The organism is Komagataeibacter xylinus, assembly GCF_031081985.1.
In the GTDB taxonomy this organism is placed as follows: domain Bacteria; phylum Pseudomonadota; class Alphaproteobacteria; order Acetobacterales; family Acetobacteraceae; genus Komagataeibacter; species Komagataeibacter xylinus_E.
On sequence record NZ_JARWSK010000007.1, the window covers coordinates 91,587 to 115,728 of the forward strand.

Annotated in this window: 19 protein-coding genes and 1 tRNA gene; 13 read left to right on the forward strand and 7 right to left on the reverse strand. The window is 62.0% G+C overall.

The window, feature by feature from the left end:
* The first annotated feature begins 241 nt into the window (after positions 1 to 241).
* The 4 genes from QEG70_RS13680 (at position 242) to QEG70_RS13695 (ending at position 4,042) form a co-directional block, all read left to right on the forward strand.
* Positions 242 to 1,567, forward strand: a complete 1,326-nt coding sequence (locus QEG70_RS13680; protein WP_308721179.1) for a GDSL-type esterase/lipase family protein — start codon at positions 242 to 244, stop codon at positions 1,565 to 1,567.
* Positions 1,567 to 2,979, forward strand: coding sequence for an MBOAT family O-acyltransferase (locus QEG70_RS13685; RefSeq protein ID WP_308721180.1), 1,413 nt, complete (start codon positions 1,567 to 1,569; stop codon positions 2,977 to 2,979). Before QEG70_RS13680 ends, QEG70_RS13685 begins: the two co-directional genes overlap by 1 nt.
* Positions 2,979 to 3,251, forward strand: coding sequence for a hypothetical protein (locus QEG70_RS13690; RefSeq protein WP_308721181.1), 273 nt, complete (start codon positions 2,979 to 2,981; stop codon positions 3,249 to 3,251). The genes QEG70_RS13685 and QEG70_RS13690 overlap by 1 nt, the downstream gene beginning before the upstream one ends.
* Positions 3,252 to 3,553: 302 nt before the next feature.
* On the forward strand, positions 3,554 to 4,042 hold the full coding sequence (locus tag QEG70_RS13695; protein ID WP_308721182.1) for a hypothetical protein: 489 nt from the start codon (positions 3,554 to 3,556) through the stop codon (positions 4,040 to 4,042).
* 413 nt (positions 4,043 to 4,455) lie between these two features.
* On the opposite strand, the gene QEG70_RS13700 is transcribed toward QEG70_RS13695, so the two are convergent.
* The 5 genes from QEG70_RS13700 to QEG70_RS13720 all read right to left on the reverse strand — a co-directional run bounded on the left by QEG70_RS13700 (position 4,456) and on the right by QEG70_RS13720 (position 10,245).
* Positions 4,456 to 4,531 (reverse strand) — tRNA-Glu (locus QEG70_RS13700).
* A gap of 69 nt (positions 4,532 to 4,600) precedes the next feature.
* The gene (recJ, locus tag QEG70_RS13705; RefSeq protein WP_308721183.1) at positions 4,601 to 6,448 is read right to left on the reverse strand and encodes a single-stranded-DNA-specific exonuclease RecJ; all 1,848 of its coding nucleotides are present in this window, start codon (positions 6,446 to 6,448) and stop codon (positions 4,601 to 4,603) included.
* 71 nt (positions 6,449 to 6,519) lie between these two features.
* Positions 6,520 to 7,860 carry a homoserine dehydrogenase gene (locus QEG70_RS13710; protein ID WP_308721184.1) on the reverse strand — a complete coding sequence of 447 codons (1,341 nt, stop codon included), beginning with the start codon at positions 7,858 to 7,860 and terminating at the stop codon, positions 6,520 to 6,522.
* Positions 7,861 to 7,886: 26 nt separating this feature from the next.
* Complete coding sequence (locus QEG70_RS13715) at positions 7,887 to 9,128, reverse strand: LL-diaminopimelate aminotransferase (protein ID WP_308721185.1); 1,242 nt, start codon at positions 9,126 to 9,128, stop codon at positions 7,887 to 7,889.
* A gap of 91 nt (positions 9,129 to 9,219) precedes the next feature.
* Positions 9,220 to 10,245: a hypothetical protein gene (locus QEG70_RS13720; RefSeq protein ID WP_374762609.1), complete on the reverse strand. Its 1,026-nt coding sequence runs from the start codon at positions 10,243 to 10,245 to the stop codon at positions 9,220 to 9,222.
* A 211-nt stretch (positions 10,246 to 10,456) separates the two neighbouring features.
* Here QEG70_RS13720 and QEG70_RS13725 point away from each other — a divergent pair, with 211 nt between their 5' ends.
* Both QEG70_RS13725 and QEG70_RS13730 read left to right on the forward strand, forming a co-directional pair.
* Positions 10,457 to 11,131, forward strand: a complete 675-nt coding sequence (locus QEG70_RS13725; protein ID WP_130730752.1) for an ATP-dependent Clp protease proteolytic subunit — start codon at positions 10,457 to 10,459, stop codon at positions 11,129 to 11,131.
* Between the two features lie 213 nt (positions 11,132 to 11,344).
* Positions 11,345 to 12,349 carry a ferritin-like domain-containing protein gene (locus QEG70_RS13730; protein ID WP_308721187.1) on the forward strand — a complete coding sequence of 335 codons (1,005 nt, stop codon included), beginning with the start codon at positions 11,345 to 11,347 and terminating at the stop codon, positions 12,347 to 12,349.
* 49 nt (positions 12,350 to 12,398) lie between these two features.
* On the opposite strand, the gene QEG70_RS13735 is transcribed toward QEG70_RS13730, so the two are convergent.
* Positions 12,399 to 12,920, reverse strand: coding sequence for a hypothetical protein (locus QEG70_RS13735; RefSeq protein ID WP_308721188.1), 522 nt, complete (start codon positions 12,918 to 12,920; stop codon positions 12,399 to 12,401).
* 261 nt (positions 12,921 to 13,181) lie between these two features.
* Here QEG70_RS13735 and QEG70_RS13740 point away from each other — a divergent pair, with 261 nt between their 5' ends.
* From QEG70_RS13740 to QEG70_RS13765, 6 genes are all read left to right on the forward strand, one after another.
* Positions 13,182 to 13,553: a hypothetical protein gene (locus QEG70_RS13740; protein WP_308721189.1), complete on the forward strand. Its 372-nt coding sequence runs from the start codon at positions 13,182 to 13,184 to the stop codon at positions 13,551 to 13,553.
* A gap of 59 nt (positions 13,554 to 13,612) precedes the next feature.
* A complete protein-coding gene (locus tag QEG70_RS13745; RefSeq protein WP_308721190.1) occupies positions 13,613 to 14,164 on the forward strand; it encodes a cytochrome b in 552 nt (183 codons plus the stop codon).
* A gap of 399 nt (positions 14,165 to 14,563) precedes the next feature.
* The gene (locus QEG70_RS13750; RefSeq protein ID WP_308721191.1) at positions 14,564 to 16,639 is read left to right on the forward strand and encodes a putative bifunctional diguanylate cyclase/phosphodiesterase; all 2,076 of its coding nucleotides are present in this window, start codon (positions 14,564 to 14,566) and stop codon (positions 16,637 to 16,639) included.
* Positions 16,640 to 16,677: 38 nt separating this feature from the next.
* Positions 16,678 to 18,936, forward strand: a complete 2,259-nt coding sequence (locus QEG70_RS13755) for an EAL domain-containing protein (protein ID WP_308721192.1) — start codon at positions 16,678 to 16,680, stop codon at positions 18,934 to 18,936.
* Between the two features lie 74 nt (positions 18,937 to 19,010).
* Complete coding sequence (locus tag QEG70_RS13760) at positions 19,011 to 21,233, forward strand: sensor domain-containing protein (protein WP_308721193.1); 2,223 nt, start codon at positions 19,011 to 19,013, stop codon at positions 21,231 to 21,233.
* A 174-nt stretch (positions 21,234 to 21,407) separates the two neighbouring features.
* Positions 21,408 to 22,748: a dihydroorotase gene (locus tag QEG70_RS13765; protein WP_308721194.1), complete on the forward strand. Its 1,341-nt coding sequence runs from the start codon at positions 21,408 to 21,410 to the stop codon at positions 22,746 to 22,748.
* Positions 22,749 to 23,024: 276 nt separating this feature from the next.
* On the opposite strand, the gene QEG70_RS13770 is transcribed toward QEG70_RS13765, so the two are convergent.
* Entirely contained in the window at positions 23,025 to 23,630 is a 606-nt protein-coding gene (locus QEG70_RS13770) for a TetR/AcrR family transcriptional regulator (protein WP_308721195.1), read from the reverse strand.
* A 67-nt stretch (positions 23,631 to 23,697) separates the two neighbouring features.
* Here QEG70_RS13770 and QEG70_RS13775 point away from each other — a divergent pair, with 67 nt between their 5' ends.
* On the forward strand, positions 23,698 to 24,099 hold the full coding sequence (locus tag QEG70_RS13775) for a DUF5367 family protein (protein WP_308721196.1): 402 nt from the start codon (positions 23,698 to 23,700) through the stop codon (positions 24,097 to 24,099).
* Positions 24,100 to 24,142: the final 43 nt, after the last annotated feature.

Here is a 24,142-nt window from a genome sequence, read left to right on the forward strand (position 1 = left end):
TCCGTTAATCAGCCCCTGTTCAGGTATGATTCAATTTATGGCAACATGATGTATATTGTAACAGGACATGACAGGACTGTTTCCTCATGCTTGTGCTGGTCGTGCTCACTTCCATCAACGGCGGAGCACGGGGCGGGTTGCCGGACAGGCCCGATACTGGTCATGTGGTAAAAATATGTGGTTACGGCTTATCGTGTTCCATGGTAGAATTCAGGCAATAAAAACTTTTACTGGGAACTCCGTGTCACTCACACGCCTCATGCTGGGCAATAGCCTGTTCCGTAATGGCTTCTTGTCCCTGTTTTGTGCGGTGCTGTTAATGGGGTGTGCCGCATCCCGTGATGCGGCGCCGGCCCGATCCATTGAAAAACTGGGCCGCTATTCTTCCGTCGCACCTTTTTATAAAGCCCTGGATGCCCTGCAGGCCGGCAAGGCCACGGAACCCGTCACCATATTGCAGATTGGCGACAGCCACACCGCCAACGATGCGTTCAGCGACCAGATGCGCACCGCGCTGCAACAGCAGTTCGGCAATGCGGGCAGGGGCTTTTTGCAACCCGGCGTGCCGTTCCGCTACGCCCACCCCGCGCAGGTTACGGTTGCCTCTACGGGGTGGAACGCTGTCAGCGCCTTCAGCAAGACGGCACAGGGCCCGTGGGGCATCAGCCTGTTCAGGCAGCATGCCGATGGGCCTGCCAGCATGACCATCACTGCCGATGAACCCGGTGGCCTTGGCCGTGGCAGGGTGGAATTCCTGAGCCAGCCCGGCGGTGGCCAGATTGTCGTGCAGGCCGATACTGGCGGGCGCGTCGTCATTCCAACGGCCTCGGCACAGGGCACGGAGGCGCAGTGGCTGCGCATGCCCACCACGCCCGATACCCGTTCGGTCACCGTCTCGGCCATTGGCGATGGCCCGGTCGACATCCTGGGCTGGGAAGCGGGCAGGGGCACCCAGACCAGGCCCGAGCCGGGCATATTGTATTCCAACCTGGGCGTGATCGGCTCGACCATCGATATCCTGGGCAGGGTTGACCCCAAAATCCTGTCCGAGGAAATCAGGCGCCTCAGGCCCAGCCTGCTGATCGTGGCCTTTGGCACCAATGAAGGCTTCAACAGCACGACGGGTTTCGAGTCCTATGCGGCCCGGTATGAACAGGTCATACAGGAACTGCACAATGCGGCGCCCATGGCGGGCCTTGTCGTGACGCTGCCGCCTGATGGCGTTCACCCCGAACGCCAGGCCCCCTATGCCCGCTCGTGCGACCAGCTGGCCTCCGGGGCCAGGGGCTTCGCTACGCCGCCCGCGCTCGATACCGTCCGGCGGGCCCAGACGGAGGTGGCCCGGCGTAACCACTGGATGCAGTGGGACTGGCGGCAGGCCATGGCTGACGCCACGCATCCCGACGGGCGCTGCACCATTCTTGTCTGGGGCAGTCGCACGCCCCCCATGGCGGCGAAGGACCATGTCCATCTTCTGAAAGCAGGCTACCAGCAGACGGCCGTGTCATTGCATCATGACCTGATGGAAGGTTACGGGCTGTGGTCTTCAAAGAAACATAAGAAATAATGCTTTTCCCGACACTTAACTTCGCTCTGTTCTTTATTGCCGTTGCGGTCATCCTGGCATTGATCGGTGGCCTGTGGGAAATCAAGAAGCTTTTCCTGGTTGTCGCAAGCTATGTTTTTTATGCGTTCTGGAACTGGCATTTCTGCATTCTGCTGCTGTCGAGCACGGCGGTCAGCTATTCGGTCGGGCGATGGCTCCCCGGGGAAGACAGGCCACGGCTGCGCAAATGGATGGTTGGCTGCGGGATTGGCATCCAGCTACTTGTTCTGGCCTTTTTCAAGTATTACGATTTCTTCGCCACGTCCTTTAACAGAATGACGCGCGATATCGGCTGGGGCGAGCCCGTTCCGCTGATTGAAATCCTTCTGCCGGTTGCCATTTCGTTTTTTACCTTTCATGGCATCAGCTATATTGTCGATGTCTATCGTGGCAAGGTCACGCGCTGCCGCCGTTTTACAGACATGATGCTCTACATGTCCTTTTTTCCGCAGCTTGTGGCAGGCCCGATCGTGCGATCTTCCAAATTCCTGCCGCAACTCGAGCGGCCCTCGCCCACGCCGCCGCCCATCGCGACAGCGCTGCTGATGATTGCGGGCGGGCTGTTCAAAAAGGTGATCCTGGCCAGTTACCTCGGCACGCAGCTTGTCGACCCGGTTTTTGCCGATCCTGCCAGTTTTTCCACCTTGGACCTGTTATTTGCGCTCTATGGGTTTGCCGTGCAGATCTTCTGTGATTTTTCCGGGTATACGGATATCGCCATCGGTCTGGCTGCGCTGCTGGGGTTCACGTTCCCGCAGAACTTCAACCAGCCTTACCGCAGCCCGTCGCTGCGCGATTTCTGGCGGCGGTGGCACATGACGCTGTCTTTCTGGCTGCGTGACTATCTCTACATTCCCCTTGGCGGCAGCCGACATGGTCGGCTGCGTACCTCCGCCAATCTCATGATCACCATGCTGCTTGGCGGATTGTGGCATGGCGCGGCGATGAAATTCGTCATGTGGGGGGCGTTGCATGGCGGTGGGTTGCTGCTGGAGCGTCCGTTCTCCGATCGCCTGGAAAACACGCGGGGGATCGCGCGCGTGGCCGCCGTGCTAGCGATCTTCCACTTTGTGTGTTTCACATGGCTGTTCTTCCATGCGGAAGACATGGAAAGCGTGTGGCTTTACCTGACCTCCATGACGCCCCTGCACCCGGGCGGCTTTGCCCAGGTCACCCCTTTCACGCTGGGGCTGATCGTGCTCGGGATCAGCCTGCATTTCGTGTCCAGGAACATACCCGAGCGTGTGGGCGCCCTTGCCGCCGTGCAGCGTATGCCGGACTGGGCGCTGGCCGTTGCGTTTGGTCTGTGCGTGCTGATGATTGACGCCGCGGGGCCAAGCGGCGTCGCCCCCTTCATCTATTTCCAGTTCTGATGATGCAGGCTTCCAATCCATCCCCCACGCGCCGCCTGCTGGCCATTGTGCTGGTCGCGGCCTCGGCCGGCATCCTGTTCGGGTCCGGTCCCATTCTGGCCTGGACCGAGCAGCTCCCGCCCGCCATGCCATGCCAGGCGACGCTTCAGTCTGTGGCCCAGCGCTGGGACACGCTCGCCGGACGCCTGAAAATGACCGTGCCCTATGACACTGTCCGCGCGCTGGAACGCCAGGCCGAAAGCTATCGTTTCGCGCCCGCGCCTGATCAGTGAGCGGCGTGGCTGCGGATGGACATTGCCCCCCCCACGCTCTTTTACGTGGACAGGCGCACGAACGGCCGGGGGGTATGCCTGTTTGATGATTCGGCACACCTACCGGTCTATGTTGTTTGCGATCATGGGTATGCCGCGCGCACATTGCGTGAAGATCTCTGATTTTGAATTGTGATTCTATATTTTAAATCTGTTAAGTTCTGAATTAATAATTACGGCAGATGATTTATAAAAATTTATTATACACCAGAAAGAAATCATCGTAAAAAATAACTCTATTCCTCGTAACTTTTGCCGGTTTTATGGCTGGCATCGCGCATGCCGAACCAGACTGCAAGGGCAGGATTCTGGTAACACATCCTGATGATTATTATAAAAAGGGTGATATCATCGAGTATATTCATACGGCATATGATGATACCGATTTTGTAAATGGAAATATGGTTCAGAAGCATTATGCCAGGCCGACACAACCCGACCGTTATGAAGTGCATGGTGGTTCTTCTTATAATCCCAAAGATATAGAAATTCTTAACTGTCACTTGGTTCTTGATGCATCGACTAACGAATATAGATTGGAACTGGACGACACTAATGCTAACGCCAACAGTATTCTCAGCTCCACGATTGAAGATCGTCTAAATGAAGCCGGGGTCAACCATGCCATTGCGTCTGGAGTGGCGCCAGATGCGTATTTGAATCGTCGTCAATCGGCGTGTGGTCAGGCTGTAGCCAAAGTCATGAACGGAGATGATAGTGCGGGTTTCCTAGTTGAAACCGTATGCAAGTAAGGATTCTTATTTAATCTGAAGCGCACTTCATGGGGCGATAAACATTCTCTTCCCGATGCTTTCCCCGTCAGTTTCTGGCATCCTTGCCCGCATCAGTACCTTCGTAAAATGCCACTTCCGCACATGCAGAGAATCTGTGCGGACGCCCGATAGCGTTCGATCAACTGCCCGATCGGGATGCTGTTCAATGGCAGAGATATCACGAAACCGGCTCGAATCGATCTCGGCCCGTTTTGCGTTGCGGCAAAGCGGCTGAGGCGCATGTTTTGCGGATACATTGACCGTGATTTTCTCACGACAATTTCTGATATAGCCAAATGACGGAAACCCGTCTGGCTCAAGCCCCAACAGACTGGAAATCAGAGAAGTACCTGTAATCAGCCATGACCTGCAGAAAACTGCGGTAAAGTAGCTGGCGTCCCGTACGGGATTCGAACCCGTGTTGCCGCCGTGAAAGGGCGGTGTCCTAGGCCTCTAGACGAACGGGACTAAAGGCGTGAGCGGTAAGTATCCCGCCATGGGGGGCAGGTCAACCCCCTGATTCAAAAAAGACTGAAATTATTGAGCGATCGCCACATCGCGGATAAAGAACGTGGCCGATGTCCGCCCGTTCCAGCTCTCGGCCCGCAGCCAGCCCGCAAGGTGCAGCGGGGGCGCGTCGCGGTCTTCGAGCACCGGGGCGATCGGGCTTTCATTGGCGCGGAACACCAGCGCCTTGAGCCGCGGGCCGCGGCCTTCGCCCTGGAGTGTCAGGCGCAGGGTATTGCCCTCGCGCCCGATCCGCTCGGCATAGGCCACGCGCACGCGGGGCAGGGCGAGGAGCGGTTCGTCATTGCCTGCGCCAAAGGGGGCAAGGCGGTCCATGTCGGTTGCAAGCGCCACGTCGGCCGCGGCCACGTTCACCACGGCATCAATGGTCAGGTCTACCGCATCAGGCAGGTCGGCCGCGGAGGCAAGGTAGCGGTCGAGAAAGTCGTGCAGCGCCGGAACCCCTTCGGCAGGCAGGCCAAACCCTGCTGCCATGGCATGGCCGCCACCCGAGGTGAGCAACCCTGCCTGGCGTGCTGCGATGATGGCGCCACCCAGGTCCTGCCCCGGCACGGAGCGGGCCGAGCCTTTCACGCTGCCATCATCAAGTTCCGCACCCACCAGCACGGGGCGGTTGAATTTTTCCTTTATGCGCCCGGCCACGATGCCCACCACGCCGGGGTGCCAGTCGCGTCCGCTAAGCACCAGCACGGCATGGCCCTGTTCGAGCTGGGCGGCGGCGAGTTCCATGGCGCGGTCCAGAATGCCCGCTTCTACGCTCTGGCGGTTATGGTTGACGGAATTCAGCTTGTCGGCCAGTGCCTGCGCCTCGGCGGCGTCATCTGACAGCAGCAGTCGCAGCCCCAGCCCGGAATCGGCAATGCGCCCCCCGGCATTGATGCGCGGCCCGAGCGCAAACCCGCAGGTAAAGGCGGAGAGCGGGTCACGCGCGCCTGCGGCTTCCAGCAGGGCGGCAAGCCCCGTGCGCCCGCGCTGGGCCATGATGTTCAGCCCGTGGATGACGAAGGCGCGGTTCAGCCCGGTCAGCGGCATCACGTCGCACACGGTGGCCAGCGCCACCAGGTCGAGGCTGTGCTTGAGCTGCGGGTCGGGATGGGTTTCAAACCACCCTTCGCGGCGGAGCAGGCGCGTGGTGGCCCCTGCCGCCAGAAAGGCGACTGCCGCCGCGCAGATGTGGCGCAGGCCAGAGGGGCAGTCCGGCCGGTTGGGATTGACCGTTGCCACCACGCGGGGCAGCGCGCCCTGCACCTGGTGGTGGTCGAGCACGATCACATCACAGCTCTGGCTGACATGCTCGAGCACATCGACCGCCGCCGTGCCGCAGTCGAGGCAGATGATCAGGCGCGCACCCTGCGCCTGCATGGCTTCAAGGGCGGGAATGTTGGGGCCGTAGCCCTCCGTCATGCGGTCGGGGATGTGGGTGAGCACCGTGCAGCCCTGCGTGCGCAGGAAGGCGGTCAGGAGTGCGGTGGAGCATGCGCCATCCACGTCATAATCGCCAAACAGCCCGATGGTCTCGCCATCGCGTATGGCGCGCGCCATACGCGCGGCGGCCACGTCCATATCTACCAGCGTCGAGGGGTCAGGTAGCATCTGGCCCATGACGGGCTTGAGATAGCTCTCCACCTGTTCGGGGCTGACATGGCGGAGTGCGAGCATGCGGGCCACGATCTCGGGCAGGCCGGTCTGCTGGGCAATGGCCATGCCCATGCGGTCGGCATGGCTGGCCTGGCTGCCCGCGCGCCATGTCCATCGCCGCCCCGTCACGCTGCGGGTTACGCCCAGCACGGCGGGCGCTGCCCCGTCCTGAGCCAGTTGCGTGGCGGGAGCGGGCGATGTCAGGTCGGTAACAGGCACGGGCAGGTCCTTGTGCAGGGGCCAGAATCAGCGGCGGGGCGCGGATGGAACTGTGCCCATCCGCGCCGTTCCTAGCCCGCGTCGATGCGGATCAGGGCAGGCTCGTCCAGCACGGCGCTTAGTTCGGCAATATGATGCAGGGCATGCTGCATGGCCGCCTCGTTGGTCTTGTGGGTGAGCAGCACCAGTGGCACGGCATGGGTGCCGTCGGGGCGGGTTTCATGCGCATCGGCATGCTGGAGCATGCTGCGCAGCGAAACGCCATTGTCACGCAGCACGGCGGTGATGTCGGCAATCACGCCGGGGCGGTCTTCCACATTCAGGCGCAGGTAGTATTCGCCCATGAACGATTTGGCGGGCAGGGCCACGGCCTGCGTCAGGCTGTCGGCATCGCAGCCCCATACGGGAATGGCGGCCCCGCGCGCGATGTCGATCAGGTCGGCGCATACGGCGGTGGCCGTTGGCCCTTCGCCAGCACCCCGGCCCTCAAGCATCAGGCGGCCGACAAACGCGCCTTCCGCCACCACGGCGTTGAACACGCCATTGACCTGCGCGATCGGGGCATCCTGCGGCACGAGGCACGGATGCACGCGGGCCTCGATGCCGTTTTCATGCTGGCGGGCAATGCCCAGCAGCTTGATGCGGTAGCCCATCTTGCGCGCGAACTGCAGGTCCAGCGCGCCAATGCGGCGGATGCCCTCGATATACAGCGAGGCAAACACCACCGGCCGCCCGAAGGCCAGCCCCGCCAGGATGGCCAGCTTGTGGGCGGTGTCGATGCCATCGACATCGGTGGAGGGATCAGCCTCGGCATAGCCCAGCTTCTGGGCATCGGCCAGGATCTCGGCAAAGTCGCGGCCGGTCTCGTGCATCACGCTCAGGATGTAGTTGCACGTGCCGTTGAGGATACCGCCGATTTGAAGGATGCGGTCCGCCGCCAGCCCCTCGCGCACGGTCTTGATGGCGGGAATGCCGCCGGCCACCGCCGCCTCGAACATCAGCGGCACGCCTGCGGCCTGCGCCGTGCAGGCCAGTTCCGCGCCGTGGATGGCGATCAGCGCCTTGTTGGCGGTCACCACCGGCCTGCGGTTTTCCAGCGCGCGGGTCACGGTCAGGCGGGCGGCGCCCTCGGCGCCGCCAATCAGTTCGGCCACCACGTCCACATCGGGGTGAGTGGCCAGTTCCTCGGGTGTGTCGCACCAGGCCACGCCGGACAGGTCAACCCCGCGGTCGCGCGTGCGGTCGCGCGCGCTCACGGCGGTGACTGCCAGTTCGCGGCCGGCGCGGGCGCGGATCAGGGCCGCGTTCTCGCGCAGCAGTTTCATAACGCCAGCGCCAACCGTGCCCAGCCCTGCAATGCCGATGCGCAGGGGCGGTTTGGGTGCGGGGGAGGGGGAAGGTGAAGAAGTCATCTGTTTTCCGTCAACCGGGTGGGCCGTCATGAATGGGCGGGCTGTTCATCGGGCAGGGGGGCTGCCTGCTGGCTGGTGGGGGCAATGCCACCATGTTCGGTCATGAAATGGCGGATGGAGCGGCAGGCCTGCCGCAGGCGCTGGGTGTTTTCCACCAGGCCGATGCGCACGAAGCCTTCGCCATGCTCGCCAAAGCCAAGGCCGGGCGCTACGGCAACGCCTGCCTCCCTGAGCAGCAGCTTGGAGAAGCCGACGCTGCCAAGGTCGCGGAACCGCTCGGGAATTGGCGCCCAGGCGAACATCGAGCCCTCGGGCGAGGGCACGTCCCATCCTGCCGCGTGCAGGCCCTGGATCAGCACGTCGCGGCGCTTGCGGTAGATGTCGCGAATCTCGGCAACACAGTCCTGCGGGCCGCTCAGGGCCGCCACCGCTGCAACCTGAATGGGGGTGAATGCGCCGTAATCGAGGTAGGACTTGATGCGTGTCAGCGCCGAAATGAGTTTCGGGTTGCCCGCGGCAAAGCCCATGCGCCAGCCCGCCATGGAATAGGTCTTGGACAGCGAGGTGAACTCGACCGCGATATCCTTCGCGCCCGGCACTTCAAGGATCGAGGGCGGCACGTTGTCGCCAAAATAGATCTCGGCATAGGCCAGATCGGACAGGATCCAGATCTCGTGCTTGCGGGCGAATGCCACGAGCTTGCGGTAGAAATCGAGATCGGCCAGGTACGCGGTCGGGTTTGACGGGAAATTGACGATCAGCGCCGTGGGCTTGGGCACCGAATGGCGCACCGCGCGGTCGAGGGCCTCGAGCATTTCATCATCCGGTGTGGCCGGAATCGAGCGCACGGAGGCACCCGCGATGATGAAGCCGAACTGGTGGATGGGGTAGGACGGGTTGGGCACCAGAATGGTGTCGCCGGGGCTGGTGATGGCGGAGGCGAGGTTGGCCAGCCCTTCCTTTGAGCCAAGGGTCGCGATCACCTCGGTCTCAGGGTCGAGCTTTACGTTGAAGCGGCGCTCGTAATACCCCGCCAGCGCCCGGCGCAGGCCGGGAATGCCCCGGCTGACCGAATAGCGGTGCGCGCGCGGGTCCGACACGGTCTCGACCAGCTTCTGCACGATATGCGGCGGCGTGGGCGTGTCGGGATTGCCCATGCCGAGATCGATAATATCCTCCCCCCGCGCTCGGGCGGCGGCCTTGGCCTTGTTGACTTCAGCGAAGACATAGGGCGGCAGGCGGCGGATACGATGGAATTCTTCGGTCATGGGACGCTCTGTTGCGGGCGGGCGGAAAATGCGCGCGCCGGGTTATGAATCAGCTCATGCAGGCCCGCGTGTCGGGCCTGCGGGCAGTACTCTAGCGCAGCACGGCAATTCTTGCACCATTGCCAAAGGCATGCGCGCGCACCACGATTTTTGACGTGGGCACGCCACGGGTCACGAGCATGGACGTGATGGTGCGGGTGCGCAGTATGGCGAGGTTGAGGGCGGCGGTCTGCCCTTCCGCCGTGGCGCTGGTGGCGTTGCCGTAGCCGTTCACGATCACGAAATTGTCGCCGCGTTCCTTCACGGCGTTGTCCACCACCTCATCCTCGCCATCGGCAATGTGATCCGAGCCGGGCAGGAAATGCACCGTTGGCCCGTCATCGGCGCTGGCAAGGTGGTAGCTGGGCAGGTCGAGCCCGTCACGCGCCGCGTTGTCGGGCAGGCTGATGCCGCCAACCTTGGGCAGGGCGGGTGCTTCCTGGGCAATGGGGGGCAGGTTGGTGGGAATGGCCTCTGGGTGTTCGCTCACCATCGCCGAGACCGCGGGCATGAGCAGTTGGCCATTGCTGCCATAGAGCGGGCTTCCGTCCGGGCCGGTCTGCGTGGCGGGGGGGGCTGCGGGCGCGCCGTCCGCCGCCGGGCTGGCCGTGGCGCGGGGGGCGGGGGTAGCAGGCGTGTCGGGGCTGTCCGCCGCCTTGAGCGAGGCGGACTGCGTGCCGAACTGCGTGTGCGAGGGGATGGGTGGAATATCCGCCATCGTGGGCATGGTGCCCATGATCGCATCCTGGCGCTCGTTGAGTTCGTGCTGGGCCTCGAGGTCGGCGGTAATGTCCTCGCGCAGGTCGGGCGAGGGGAGTTCAGGCGCCTTGCGCGGGCCAAGCCCGATTTTGGGGTAGGGCTGGTGGGTGCCCGGTGGCGGGGGGCGCTGGTGGCTGATCACGCCACCCTGGTACTGGTGGTACCACTGTGTCACGGTATCGACCGTGTCCTGGTGGTGCACGCAGCCCGCAAGCGCTGCCGCGCACAGGGCCAGCATGGCGGGCCGTGCGGCACGCGCGCTGCATGATGGCGGAAAAAAAATTCTTCCGGGACTTGGCGATGGCACCCGCTTTCCCAATCTCTAGCTCCCATGGCCCTTGTGGCCTGCACACGACACGACCGGGGCAAACTAGCCTGCAATGCCGCTCTTAGCGAGAGGGGTTGCGTCACTTGCGTCATGACGTGCACCACCTCTCCACCTGATTGCACGCTCGGGACTTGGCACCGGGCGCAAGGCAGCGCAGGATAAGGGCATGACCAGGACAGTCCCGGAGAAGAGGGAGAACCCGATGAACGGCATGCAGCCGAACTACCGCATCCGCATGGATGATGAAGACCCGAGAGATCCCGATATCCCCGAACCCCAGGGCCCGGAAACCGAGGAGCCCGACAAGAACCGCACGCTGTCCTCGCCCATTGGCGAGCTTGAAAGCCGCCTGTTCGACCAGCGCAAGGTGCTGGTGTTCGGCCCGATCAACGACAAGATCGCCCGTGACGTGACCGGCCGCCTGCTGGCCCTTGCCGGTGCGTCCGACAAGCCGATCGATGTGTACGTCAACTCGCCCGGCGGCCATGTGGAGAGCGGCGACACCATTCACGACATGATCCGCTTTGTCGATTCGATGGCGCCGGTGAACATGATCGGCACGGGCTGGGTTGCTTCCGCTGGTGCGCTGATCTTTGCCGCCGGCAACAAGGAGCGGCGCTACTGCCTGCCCAACACGCGCTTCCTGCTGCACCAGCCCATGGGCGGCGTGCGGGGGCCTGCCACCGATATCGACATCGAGGCCCGCGAGATCGTCAAGATGCGCGCGCGGCTCAACCACCTGTTCGCCCGCGAGACCGGCCAGCCTTACGAGAAGGTGTGCAAGGACACCGACCGTAACTACTGGATGTCGGCTGACGAAGCGATTGCCTATGGCTTGGTGACGCGCGTGATCGACAAGATCTCGGACCTGCATTGATCTAGGGCAAGGCGAGGTTTCGGGCTCGCCCATAATGCTGGCGTTCCGTTCCGCAGGAGAGGGTAAAAACCTCTTCTGCGGATTTCAGATAACAGTTCTGCACTTTGCATGGACTTATGATATGGGAACCGGCAACGAGGGTGTCAGGCAGTTTGAATGAACGCCTCATCGGCCGGCGTATTCACGCGACACCGTTCCGAACAGCGAGCCGACATGACGAAATCACTTTCTGACATTTACACAACATTGCCTGAAGCCCGTGATCCGGGTACCGCCACGGCGGATGCCGTGGCGAAGGCCGATTTCAATGCGCGGCACTGGTCCAGCCCGGTTGCCGGCCCGCTCAAGCCGGGTTCGGCCGCGCACAAGAAGGCCGTGGCGGACATGTTCCGCGAGACCTTCAACCCCTACAAGCCATCCGTCATCGAGTGGCCCAAGCTCGATGACGAGACGCTGCAGCGCGTCACCTCCCTGCCGATCTGGGACATTGCGGTCCAGACCGAAGGCAAGGCCCGCCTGCGCATGGCAGCCTATGCCCACCTGATCGATGACCCGGACATGAAGGACGCCCTGTCACGCAATGCGTGGGAGGAGAACCGGCACAAGGAAGTGCTGTCCAAGATGGTGGCGGCCTACAACATTCCGCTCGCCTCCGAGCCGCCCTACATCGAGCCGCGCGATGTGGAATGGGCCTATATGGTCACCGGTTTTTCCGAATGCGTGGACAGCTTCTTTGCCTTCGGCCTGTTTGCCATTGCCCAGAAATCCGCCTTCTTCCCGCCCGCGCTGATCGATACGTTCGAGCCGGTGATGCAGGAGGAATGCCGCCACATCCTTCTGTTCGCCAACTGGCTGGCCTGGCACCGCGCCACCATGCCGTGGTGGAAGCGCCCGTGGTTCGAGGCGCGCGTGCTCGGTGTATGGTTCTTCCTGCTCTATGAGCGGCTGGGCATGGTCACCACGTTCGATGCCGATGGCAACAAGCACGAGCAGGACAACAACTTCACCGTCAACGGCACCAAGGAAGTGGCCGATGTCGATGTGAAGCTGCGTGACATGATCGATATCTGCCTGATCGAGAACGAGCGCCGCTTCTCGGGTTATGACCCGCGTCTGGTGCGGCCCAAGCTTGCGCCCAACCTTGCGCGCATCATCCGCTTCTTCCTGCCGCGCACGCCCAATTCGGCCAGCCTTGAAAGCCAGCCCGGCGCGGCATGACCCGCGCTTGTGGTTTTCCCCGCCCGCATCAGGCGGGCGGGGAAGGGGTTCAGCCCAGCGTGGGCACGGCGGGACCTGCCCCGAAATCAAGCTGCCCCAGATAGGCCACGCGCTCGCCGGGTACGATATCGCCAATCCGGCCGCCTTCAATGCGGGCATAGGCGAAGACCTTGCTTTCCTCCTCATCTGATGAGCCAATGGCAAGGCCGGTGAACGGCTTGCCCTGCGCATCCTTCAGTTGCCACACATCGCCACGCACCACGGCGTCGTATTTGTAGCGAAAGCCGGGTACGATCTTCGTCAAGAGCAGCGGCATGGCAGCGGTGACGTCAATGGCCGTGCGCACGAAGGCGGTGCAGGCTTCATCAGGCGCAAAATAGCCCCGCGCATCCGCTGTCATCAATATCAGGCCGGGCGTCGTGCCGTTGGGGCCGACAAGGTGGCTGCGGATGACGATTTTCTGGTCATCGCGCGAGATTTCCGAGGCGAGCATCACGGTGCCGACCGGTGCTGCGAGCAGGTCGGGCACCACAATCAGGTCTGACAGGGGAAGGGTGGCGAGTCTGGTCATTTTTCATTCTCCATCGCGGCAGTTGCCAGGGGACGCGGGAGCGGACTGTGCGCTCCGTTACGTTTCATGACAACCATGCACCCCTGCCGGTGTTACGTGCTACGTGGCATAATGTTACATGGCATGCGCATGCTTCATGCGTGGCGGGAATGCACAGCCGTTCATGCATGCATGATTAACATTGGTAATATGGGGCGACTGCGCCAATTTAAAAAGGGGCCATGGAAACAGCTCCATGCTCCACAGAGGGAGGGTAACCACATGGCAGGTCAAATCACGAAAGGGCTGGCGGTCCTGGCGTTTGGCGCAGTGCTGGCCTGCGGCCCGGCTGGCGTGGCTCATGCGCGCGGTCATTCGGCAGGTGCTGCATCAGGCGGGGGCAGCTATGCGGCGGGCGAGGATAATGGTGATGGTGCGGCAGGCATGCCGCCTGCCTACAGCGCCCCCGAGACCGGAACCGGTGGGGGCGTGCCGCAGTTCCGCAACGACAATGCGGAATCCGACCAGATGAGCGGCGCGATGATGATGCCTGGCTCCGCCTCGGGCAGTGCTGCACCCGGCATGACCGATGGCAACTATACCAATATGAATATTGGTGGCGAAGACAGCGCGATTCTGCCAGGCGTCAACTGATGGCAGGCCGGGGTAAGCCACGGCCTTCTTAATAGATAAATTTGATTAGAGGTCGCCGGATGACCGCATCTTCTCTACCCTCGCGGCCAGAGCACTACAGTTGGGAGACGCGGTGGCTGCACTGGCTGACCGCCGTGCTCGTGCTCGAGCAGTTCGTGGTGGGGCAGGTGGGCTGGCATTTCATGGCCCGCACGGCGCCGTGGCGGCCTTTTCTGGTAGCCACGCATACCTCGCTCGGCGTGGTGCTGGCCACGGTGTTCATCATTCGCGTGGTATGGGCCCTGACCGGCGGCCGGGCCATTCATTTCCCCATCGTGACAATGCAGGACCGCGTAGGGCGCAGCGTGCATCGCCTGCTCTATATGCTGCTCGGCGGCGAGATCGTGTTCGGCTACATGGCGCGCTGGTCTACCGGGCGGCCCATCATGGCGTTTGGCGTGCCGATCAACTCCCCCCTGCCCATGTTGATGCACGGGACGCATTCCTTTTTTTCAGGATTACATCACTGGAATGCATGGTTACTGTTCTGGGTTGCGCTCTTTCATGGTTTTGCAGGGTTTTATCACCTGTTCATTTATCGTGACCGAATTTTTCAGCGGATGTTACCCTGACGGATATGGGCAAGGATGTTTGTCCTGATGGCGTCTGGCAATGGTAAAGATCATCTCTCTATAAATAAAAAAATAGGAATATAAGCCTAAATCTCCTTATTCTGGAATTTAGCCGTTACGACTTTAAAATAGGAAATATCTTTAACTGTCAGGGCTATGGATGCTCTAAGGTATTCATTAAATTTTCTTAGGATAATTTTTTGTTGCATTATGAATGAATGTTTACTAATATACGATTAATCTCAGCAAATATAAAAACAAATGGCTGATTAACCCATTGGATGCCCTTGTTGCGAGCGGTTGATGCCAGAAGGTTTCCACAATGCCCCATGTGGAGCCAGGTGTTTGTTGGAACCTGTTTTCGTAAACGCATGGTATTGGCGCTCAAAAATGGAAGTCATGAGCAATCATATCTATGAACTGAAGGTGTATGATCCCTTCCTGCTCGCTGGTGCGCTGATCGTTTGCGTAACAGGCGCGTGGATTACAATGCGGCTGGTCACGCGGGTGGCGCAGACCCATGGCCGCCAGCGGCTGGGCTGGTACTGCCTTGCCAGCATGGCGGGGGCGAGTTTCGTATGGTGCACGCATTTTGCCGCCATGCTGGCCTATCACTGCAATACCCATCTACATCTTGACCCGCTGCGCACGGGGCTTTCGCTTCTTGTCATGCTCGCCGCGGTGCCGCTGGCGGTCATGCTGGCCGTAGGGCTGTATGGCCGTGGCGGCTGCATGCTCGGTGGCATCGTGCTCGGGCTTGGCATTGCCGGCATGCATTACACTGGCATGGCCGCCTACCGGCTTGATGCGCCCGTGGTGTGGAGCAGCCTGCTTGTGGTGGTGTCGATCGTCGTTGGCATGGCCCTGTCCGCCACCGCCTTCATGCTGGCGTTGCGGCCGGTCAATCCGCGCCGCGAGATCGAGACGACGCTCGCCCTCGTCGGCGCCGTTGCCGGGCTGCATTTTACCGGCATGGAAGCCATGCATGTTGTGGCCATGCCGCAGCACATGCTGGCCGCGCACGATAACGGGCAGCTCATGGTGCTGGGGCTTGCGGTCATCGGGGGCACGCTGCTCATGCTCATCGCCGGTATCGCCTCGTTCGTCATTGATGGCAGCGTGCGGCAGGAATCCTATGAGGAACTGCATCGCATGGCCATGTCGGACGGGCTGACCGGCCTGCCCAACCGCATTAGCTTCAACGAGCGGCTGCAAAACGAGGTCAGCCGGGCCAACCGCGATGGCGAACAGTTTGCCGTCATTGGCATCGACCTGAACAAGTTCAAGGAAATCAACGATACCCGTGGCCATGCCGCAGGCGATATCGTGCTGACCACGCTGGCCGAGCGCTTCAGTGCCCTGCTTGCGGATGGCGAGTTCGTGGCCCGACTTGGCGGTGACGAGTTCATCGCCATCCACCGCACGTCCGACAGTGCCGAACTGCACGGTTTTGTCGAGCGGATTCAGCAGGCGCTCAACCAGCCGATCCCCATCGAGGATTACGTGGTGACCAGTGGCGGCAGCATTGGCGTTGCGGTCTACCCCGTGGATGCGACCGACAGCGAGACCCTGATTTCGCGCGCGGACATGGCCATGTATCGCGCCAAGACCGACCCGCACCACACCATCTGGTATTATGAAAGCACGCTCGACCAGAACATGCGCGAACGCCGCGCGCTGGGCGAGGACCTGAAGGCCGCCATGGCCGACGGGCAGCTTTCGCTGCACTATCAGGTGCAGACCGTGGTGGCCACGGGTGAGATCTCCGGGTACGAGGCGCTGCTGCGCTGGGAGCACCCCGAGCGCGGCGCCATAACCCCGCCCGAGATCCTGCAGCTTGCGGATGAAAGCGGCCTGATCATCAAGCTCGGCGAATGGGTGCTCCAGACCGCCTGTGCGGCTGCCGCAGGGTGGGATGAAAACATCCGCATCGCGGTCAATATGTCCGCCGCCCAGTTCCTCCAGCCGCGCTTTGTCGTGGCCGTGCAGGAAAACCTTGCCCGCAGCGGGCTGGCGGCTGACCGCCTGGTCATCGAGATCACGGAAGAAACCGTACAGCGCAATCCCGACCGTGCGCTGGCCATGGCCAACAGCCTGCAGGCCCTCGGGGTGCGCCTTGCCCTCGATGAGTTTGGGGGCGCCCAGTCGGTGCTGCACATGTTGCGTGCGTTCCCCTTCACCAAGCTCAAGATCGATCGTTCGCTCATGCAGCAGGTCGATACTGACCCGGTGGCGGCGCAGCTTGTGCGCTCCATCCTGCTCATGGGCCACGCGCTGCGCATATCGGTTCTGGCACAGGGGATCGAAACCACAGGCCAGTTCAGCATCGCTTCCGCCGAAGGGTGTGACGAAGGCCAGGGCTATCTGATCGGCCACCCCGCGCAGTCGGCCCAGGCCGCGGCCATGACAGGAGCGGGGTCTCCCGCCGGTTCCATACGCGCCGTCTCTTCTCCCGTATCCAGTCCCTGTACCTGAGAGGCGCTAATTTTCTCATGAAACAGCAAGAGCATGTAATGAATCCTCACGATGCCCCCGCAATGACGTCTGCCCAGACCCCGAAGCGCGAACTTGACATGACCGCCGATGTCAGCCTCCAGCTGCTCGAGCAGGCGACCGATGGCGTGGTCATCATCAACGAACGCAACGAGGTGGTCTTTTTCAATCCGGCGGCCGAGAAGCTCTGGGGCTATTCCGAGGACGAGGTGCTGGGCCGCAACGTGAGCTGCCTCGTGCCATCGGTCTATCGTGGCGATCATGACAGCTATATCTACAAGAACCGCAAGACGGGCATGAACCGCATTGTCGGCACCTCGCGCGAGGTGACGTTCGAGAACAAGGCGGGTGACTACATCTCGGGCGAGATGTCGATTTCGACCGCGCTGCTCGGGCCGGAAAAAAAGCGCTATTACATGGCCTTCATGAAAGGCGTGACCGAGGAGAGCCACCGCCGCAAGCTGCTTGACCTGCAGAATACGGTGTTCCAGGCCATCTCCAACGACATGCTGGTTGAAGACGTGGCCGATCTGGTGTGCCGCGAGGTGGAAAGCTTCGTGCCCAACACGGTCTCGGTCATCATCCTGCTTGATGAGAACAACCGCCTGAGCATCCTGTCCGGTCCCGGCCTGCCGCGCCGTTATGCCGCGGCACTCGAGAACATGTCCCTGACCGAAGGCGACCTTGCGGCGTTGGGCAATGACCTGTCGGAAGCCAACAGCATCGTGTGGGACAGCTACCGCTCGCTCGGCATCTCGCTGGGGCTGCACAACTGCTGGGCCTCGGCCATCAAATCGCGCAACGGGCGGATTTCGGGCATTTTCGCGCTGTATTCGCGCAACCAGTACAAGCTGAGCGACTGGCCGCAGAAGATCGTGTCGGGCTGCGTGCCCTTCTGTAGCGTGGTGATCGAGAACTATGAGGCGCAGCAGCATATCGCCCAGCTCGCCAACCATGATTCGCTGACCGGCTTCCATAACCGCACCGCCATCCACAAGGTCATCAAGTCGATGATTGACCGCCCGGGTGACAACGAGTTCGCGGTGTTCATGATCGATATCGACCGTTTCCGCGATATCAACGACACGCTTGGCCACATGAATGGCGATGCCTTCCTCAAGGCGGTGGCCCAGCGGCTCAAGGAGCTGTCGCGCAGCAATTACATCCTCAGCCGGTCGGGCGGGGACGAGTTCGTCATCGTCATGCCCGACAGTGATGAAGCCAAGGCCGTGGCCTTTGCCGAAACGCTGATCAAGGCCATGCAGGAACCCATCGAGATCGCGGGGAACCTGCTCGTCGTCTCCCTTGGCATCGGCATCAGCCTGTTCCCCGAGAACGGGCCAGATAGCGAATCCCTGCTTGGCCATGCCGAGATTGCCATGCGCCGGTGCAAGAAGGAGGCACGCGGCGGCTACTGCGTGTCCAGCACGGCTGACAACCGCGCCGCCCAGGACCGGCTGCTGCTCGGCTCGGCGCTGCGGGACTCACTGGCCAAGGGCATGCTCAACCTGCACTACCAGCCGCAGGTCGATATCAAGACCGGCAAGCTGTATGGCGTGGAAGCGCTCTCGCGGTGGAAGCATCCGACGCTGGGCAACATCTACCCCTCGCGCTTCATCGCGGTGGCGGAAGATACCGGGCAGATCGAGACGATCGGCACCTGGTCGCTTGAAGAGGCGACAAGGCAGATCATCGACTGGGAGCGCGCCGGGCTTTACGTGCCGACCGTTTCGGTCAACCTGTCGGCGGCCCATTTCCGCAATCGCGGGCTGCCTGCGCTGATCGAACGCATCCTCAAGGAGCGCCAGATCTCGCCCGAGCGCCTGTGCGTGGAAATTACGGAAAGCGTGATGATGGACGAGAACGAGGATACGATGGAAGGCCTCGCCGCCATCCGTAACCTCGGTGTTGGCCTGTCGATGGATGATTTCGGCACCGGGTATTCGTCGCTCTCGCGGCTGACGCGCCTGCCGCTGACCGAGATCAAGATCGACCGCAGCTTCATCATGAACCTTGATCATGACCCCAACGCCCAGGCCGTGACCACGGCGGTGATCGGCATCGGCAACCGCCTGGGCATGACCGTCGTGACCGAGGGCGTCGAGACCGAGGCCCAGCTCAAGCTGCTGCAGGAACTGAACTGCGATGTGGTGCAGGGCTATCTGTTCGCGCGGCCCATGCCACCGGCGGAACTGCTTGAATGGTCGCAGGGGCCAGCCAAGACCCTTGCGCTCGAGCTGATTGCCTCGAATGCGGCCGAAAGCAAGACGAAGAAATAGTTTCGCCCCCATCCCTGGCTTGTTCGCTGTCCCCATGCCTGGTTGGAAACAGGCCTGCTTAACCTTGGATCCCTATGAAAACGCAGAACCCTACCCCTTCACCAGCCGTTGTAGCCATTCCTGAGATCAGTTTTGAACTGTTGCATCAGGCGCAAGATGGCATGGTCATCATCGATGACCATAACACGATCCTCTATGCCAACCCGGCAGCCGAGACGTTATGGGGTTACGACCCGGGCCAGCTCACAGGGCGGCCCGTGGGGGAACTCATGGCCGCATCGGTGGAGAATGGGGCGGCACCCTTTGACATCAACGCCTCGATCCAGGCGGTTGAGCCGGTGTCGGGGGAGGTCACGTTCGAGAACCGCAGCGGCGACTACATCTCCGCCGAGGTCAGCCTGACCGCGGCGCGCGTGGGGGCCGACGGGCGCCGCTACCGCCTGATGATGGTGCGCGGCATTACCGGCGCGGGCCATCGCAGCCGCGTGGTCGAACTGCAGAATACGGTGTTCCGCTCGCTATCAAGCGAGATCCAGATCCAGGACGTGGCGGACATGGTCTGCCGCGAGGTCGAGACGCTGGTGCCCAATACGGTGGCCGTGCTGATCCTGCTTGATGAGCAGAGCCGCCTGCGTATTCTCTCGGGTCCCGGCATGCCGCGCCGCTTCGCCGCAGCCCTCGAAGACATGCGCCTGACCGAGGCCGATATCGCCGCCCTCGCCAACGACCTGAACGAGGCGACGACCATCGTGTGGGACAGCTACCGCTCGGTTGGCATCTCGCTGGGGCTGCATCATTGCTGGGCTTCGGCCATCCGCACGCGTAACGGGCGCATTACCGGCATCTTCGCGCTGTATTCGCGCTCCGAGCGCAACCGGGGCGGCTGGCCCGCGCAGATCGTAAATAGCTGCGTGCCGTTCTGTGGCGTGCTGATCGAGCAGCACGAGGCGCGCCAGCACATCTCGCAACTGTCGAATTACGACCCGCTGACCGGCTTCCTCAACCGCACGGCGGTGCACAAGGTCATCCGCTCGCTGATCGGGCAGCCGGGGGATAATCATTTCGCGCTGTACATGATCGATATCGACCGCTTCCGCGATATCAACGACGCGCTGGGCCATATCAATGGCGATGGCTTCCTGAAATCGGTTTCCGAGCGGCTCAAGGGGGTATCGCGCAGCAACTACGTGCTCAGCCGTTCCGGCCCGAACGAGTTCCTGATCATCGTGCCCAACACGCGCCGGGAGGAGGCGCTCAAATTCGCCGATATCCTGCATGGCAGCGTCAAGCAGCCCATCGAGATCGGCGGCAACATGATCGTGCCCACGCTGGGCATCGGCATCAGCCTGTTCCCCGAGAACGGGCCGGATGGCGAATCCCTGCTCAGCTATGCCGAGCAGGCCATGCGGCAGGCCAAGCGCTCGGGGCTGGGCATGACCCACCTTGCCCGCTCGGAAGACAACAAGGCCGCGCAGGACCGGCTGCTGCTGGGCTCGGCACTGCGTGAATCGCTGGCGCAGGGCCTGCTCAACCTGCAGTACCAGCCACAGGTCGACGTGCGTAACAACACGCTGTATGGCGTGGAGGCGCTGTCGCGGTGGAACCACCCCACGCTGGGCAACATCTACCCCTCGCGCTTCATTGCCGTGGCGGAGGAAACCGGGCAGATCGAGGCGATCGGCACCTGGTCGCTCGAGCGCGCGGTGCGGCAGATCCTGGAATGGGATGCCCATGGCATTTACGTGCCCACGGTGGCGGTCAACCTTTCCGCCGGGCACTTCCGCAACCGCAACCTGCCCGGTTTCATTGCCCGCCTGCTCAGTGACAGCAAGCTCGAGCCCCACCGCCTGACGGTCGAGATTACCGAGAGCGTGATGATGACCGAAAACGAGGACACCAACATGGTCCTCCAGTCCATCCGCAACCTTGGCGTTGCGCTGTCGATGGATGATTTCGGCACGGGGTATTCGTCGCTTTCAAGGCTGACGCGCCTGCCGCTGACCGAGATCAAGATCGATCGCAGCTTCATCATGAACCTCGAGCACGATGCCAACGCCCAGGCCGTGACCACGGCGGTGATCGGCATTGGCGGCCGTCTTGGCATGACGGTGGTGACCGAAGGTGTTGAAACCGTGCGCCAGCTTGACCTTTTGTGCCAGCTTGGGTGCGATGTGGTGCAGGGCTACCTGTTCGCCCGCCCCATGACACCCGAAAAGCTGGAGGAATGGCTGCGTAACGACCGTCTCTCCGCCGTGCTGAAGGAAGCCAAGGAAAGCCAGGCCGCCGCCAGCAAATAAGGCCCCTGCCTGCATCGGTCTTCATGATCCGCACCCCGGCCCGCAAGGGCCGGGGTGTCTTTGTATGGGTGGTTTGCACGCGGCCGGACGCATGCCATAAAAATACGATCAGCAATCCCTGCGCCCGCCTGCCGCATGCGGTCGGTTACGGGTTCATGGCCACAGGATAATTCCATGACCTTACCCATTTTTGATCTCTGTCTGAAAAATGGCAGCGTTGTCCTGCCGGACGCCACGGTTGTGACCGATGTTTACGTGCGTGACGGGCGGATTGCCCGCATTGGCGGCGTCGGTGACGCGGGCCGGGTCATTGACTGCACGGGGCTGACTGTGCTGCCTGGCGTGATCGACACGCAGGTGCATTTTCGCGAGCCGGGGCTGACGGCGGCGGAAGACCTGGCCACCGGCAGCCTTGCCGCCGTGATGGGTGGCGTCACCGCCGTGTTTGAAATGCCCAACACAAAGCCGCCCACCGATTGCCCCGAGGCGGTGGTGGCCAAGCTGGAGCACGCGCGCGGGCGCATGTGGTGCGACCATGCCTTCTATGTGGGGGCCACGACCGATAACGCCGATCGCTGCGCCGAGCTGGAAATGCTGCCGGGCATGGCGGGGATCAAGATTTTCATGGGGTCTTCCACCGGCAGCCTGCTGGTGTCCGATGATGCGGTGCTGGAGCGGGTGCTACGCTCGGGCCGCCGCCGTGTTGCGATCCATGCCGAGGACGAGACCCGCCTGCATGAGCGCATGGGGGAGCGCAAGGCAGGCGACCCGTCGAGCCACCCGGTCTGGCGCGATGAGGAAACGGCCCTGCGCGCAACACGGCGCATCGTGCAACTGGCGCGGCGCACGGGGCGGCGCATCCATGTGCTGCACATCACCACCCCGGCGGAACTTGAGTTTCTGTCCGGCCACAAGGACATTGCCAGTTGCGAGGTAACGCCGCAGCACCTGACGCTGGCAGGCGAGGACGCGTATGCCCGGCTTGGCACGCTGGCGCAGATGAACCCGCCCATCCGCGGCCAGAAATACCGCGACGGGCTGTGGTACTGGATGGGCCAGGGCGTGCCCGACATTATCGGCTCGGACCATGCGCCCCATCCGCTCGCGGCCAAGCAGCGCGCGTATCCCGATACCCCATCGGGCATGCCGGGCGTGCAGACCCTGCTGCCGCTCATGCTCAACCATGTGGCGCAGGGCCGGCTGTCGCTGCGCCGCCTGGTGGACATGACATCGGCTGGCCCGCAGCGCCTGTTCGGGCTGGTGCGCAAGGGGCGCATCGCGGTGGGGTATGACGCGGATTTCTCGGTGGTCGATCTTGGCGCGCGCTGGACGGTGCAGCAGGAATGGCTGGCCTCCAAATGTGGCTGGTCGCCGTTTGTGGGCGATGAACTGACGGGCCGCCCCATGGGCACCATCATCCGCGGCAACGTGGTCATGTGGGAAAACCAGCTTGCGCCTACCGCGCAGGGTGAACCGCTGCTGTTTGAAGCCACGGATCGCCCGCGCACGGCCTGAACGCGGTGACCTGACAAGACCGCTTTTGCGGCATGTAATCAAAAAATCCGGACGCCGCTTTTCTTGAGGAAAGCGGCGTTCTTTTTAAGAGACTGTTTGAAAAGTTAGCTCAGAAAACATCCCGTAATCATAAGAAAATTTTTGGCGAAGCTTTTTTCAAAAAGCTTCAACGAACACCGCCGTTTTGAAAAAAGGCAGCACCCCAGAAAGGCTGTTTTTCGCGCATGTTCAGGCAATATGCCCAAGGCACGCCTGACAGCACGGATAAGCTGTCCGTTACGGGCTGTCAGGCCGGGGCGGCGCGGGGTCTGACAGCGCAGCCAGATAGGCCGCGACCCCCGTTGTGCTGCCCGGGCTGGCGGCTTCCAGCAGGCTTATGCCTTCCACGATGGAAAGGATGGCCGCCGCCCGGCCCGGCTGGGCACCCGTGGGCAGTGGAGTCAGGCGTGAATCGATCCATGCCATCCAGGCCCGGACCACATCGCGCGCGACGCTGTCATAGGGTTGCATCCCTCTGGCACCACGAGCGATGACATCGGTCCATACCTGCATGAAGGGGGCAACGTCCGCCTCATGGGCAAGCGCGAGCACGCGCGTCAGAAACTGCCCCGGCGACAGGCGTGGCCCCGTACTATGCCCCGCCAGCAGATGGCTCAGACGATCACTGATTTCGTGCAGCACGGCCAGGATCATCTGCTCACGGGTCGTGAAATAATAAAGCAGCATGCGATCGCTTGTGCCGAGCCGGGCCGCCAGCGCGCGCACGCTCATATCCCCCAGCCCTTCATGCAGGACAATCGTCGCGATCTCGGCGGTCAGGGCCGTATGGCGGGCCGCTTTGTCGCCCCGGGCGGTACGCGTGCGGTCAGTTGACGGTTTCATGCAGAAAATGTAGCGCATGCTACATGGTTCTGATATGTAGTGGGTGCTACATATGAAAGGACGAACCATGATGTTGCGCCCAAGGCAGATCGTGATCTGCACATCGCTTGCCGTTTCCTTCTGGTTGCTGGCGACACTCTATATTCGCTTCATGCCCGTGTTTGTGACTGATCCCCTGCGTGGGGATATCGGGTTCATTACCAGCATTCCGGTCTGCTGGCTCTGTATCTGGCTGACCGTCCGCCTCGCCAGGCTCGCGCCGCAGCAGATCGTTGCGGGCTGCCTGCTCGTACTGGCCGATGCCATGCTGATTGATGGCATCGCACTACGCTGGTTTCATGCAGTCTATACAACCGATGAACGGACTGCACGTCTTGGCGCGGCATGGCTGCTGTGGGGATATGGGGTCAGTGCATGGGTTGCCCTTTTTGTGGCAAACCGCAGGGTGGGCCTGCATCAGGCCAGATGACAGCCAATTGCGGACGCACAAAGTTGCATCCACTCTGCATATG

Coding starts and splice junctions, on each gene's coding strand:
- QEG70_RS13685 (WP_308721180.1), top strand. CDS start 1,567: ATGCTTTTCCCGACACTTAACTTCGCTCTGTTCTTTATTGCCGTTGCG.
- QEG70_RS13690 (WP_308721181.1), top strand. CDS start 2,979: ATGATGCAGGCTTCCAATCCATCCCCCACGCGCCGCCTGCTGGCCATT.
- QEG70_RS13695 (WP_308721182.1), top strand. CDS start 3,554: ATGGCTGGCATCGCGCATGCCGAACCAGACTGCAAGGGCAGGATTCTG.
- QEG70_RS13710 (WP_308721184.1), bottom strand. CDS start 7,860: ATGACTTCTTCACCTTCCCCCTCCCCCGCACCCAAACCGCCCCTGCGC.
- QEG70_RS13715 (WP_308721185.1), bottom strand. CDS start 9,128: ATGACCGAAGAATTCCATCGTATCCGCCGCCTGCCGCCCTATGTCTTC.
- QEG70_RS13725 (WP_130730752.1), top strand. CDS start 10,457: ATGAACGGCATGCAGCCGAACTACCGCATCCGCATGGATGATGAAGAC.
- QEG70_RS13730 (WP_308721187.1), top strand. CDS start 11,345: ATGACGAAATCACTTTCTGACATTTACACAACATTGCCTGAAGCCCGT.
- QEG70_RS13735 (WP_308721188.1), bottom strand. CDS start 12,920: ATGACCAGACTCGCCACCCTTCCCCTGTCAGACCTGATTGTGGTGCCC.
- QEG70_RS13740 (WP_308721189.1), top strand. CDS start 13,182: ATGGCAGGTCAAATCACGAAAGGGCTGGCGGTCCTGGCGTTTGGCGCA.
- QEG70_RS13745 (WP_308721190.1), top strand. CDS start 13,613: ATGACCGCATCTTCTCTACCCTCGCGGCCAGAGCACTACAGTTGGGAG.
- QEG70_RS13750 (WP_308721191.1), top strand. CDS start 14,564: ATGAGCAATCATATCTATGAACTGAAGGTGTATGATCCCTTCCTGCTC.
- QEG70_RS13755 (WP_308721192.1), top strand. CDS start 16,678: ATGAATCCTCACGATGCCCCCGCAATGACGTCTGCCCAGACCCCGAAG.
- QEG70_RS13760 (WP_308721193.1), top strand. CDS start 19,011: ATGAAAACGCAGAACCCTACCCCTTCACCAGCCGTTGTAGCCATTCCT.
- QEG70_RS13765 (WP_308721194.1), top strand. CDS start 21,408: ATGACCTTACCCATTTTTGATCTCTGTCTGAAAAATGGCAGCGTTGTC.
- QEG70_RS13770 (WP_308721195.1), bottom strand. CDS start 23,630: ATGAAACCGTCAACTGACCGCACGCGTACCGCCCGGGGCGACAAAGCG.
- QEG70_RS13775 (WP_308721196.1), top strand. CDS start 23,698: ATGATGTTGCGCCCAAGGCAGATCGTGATCTGCACATCGCTTGCCGTT.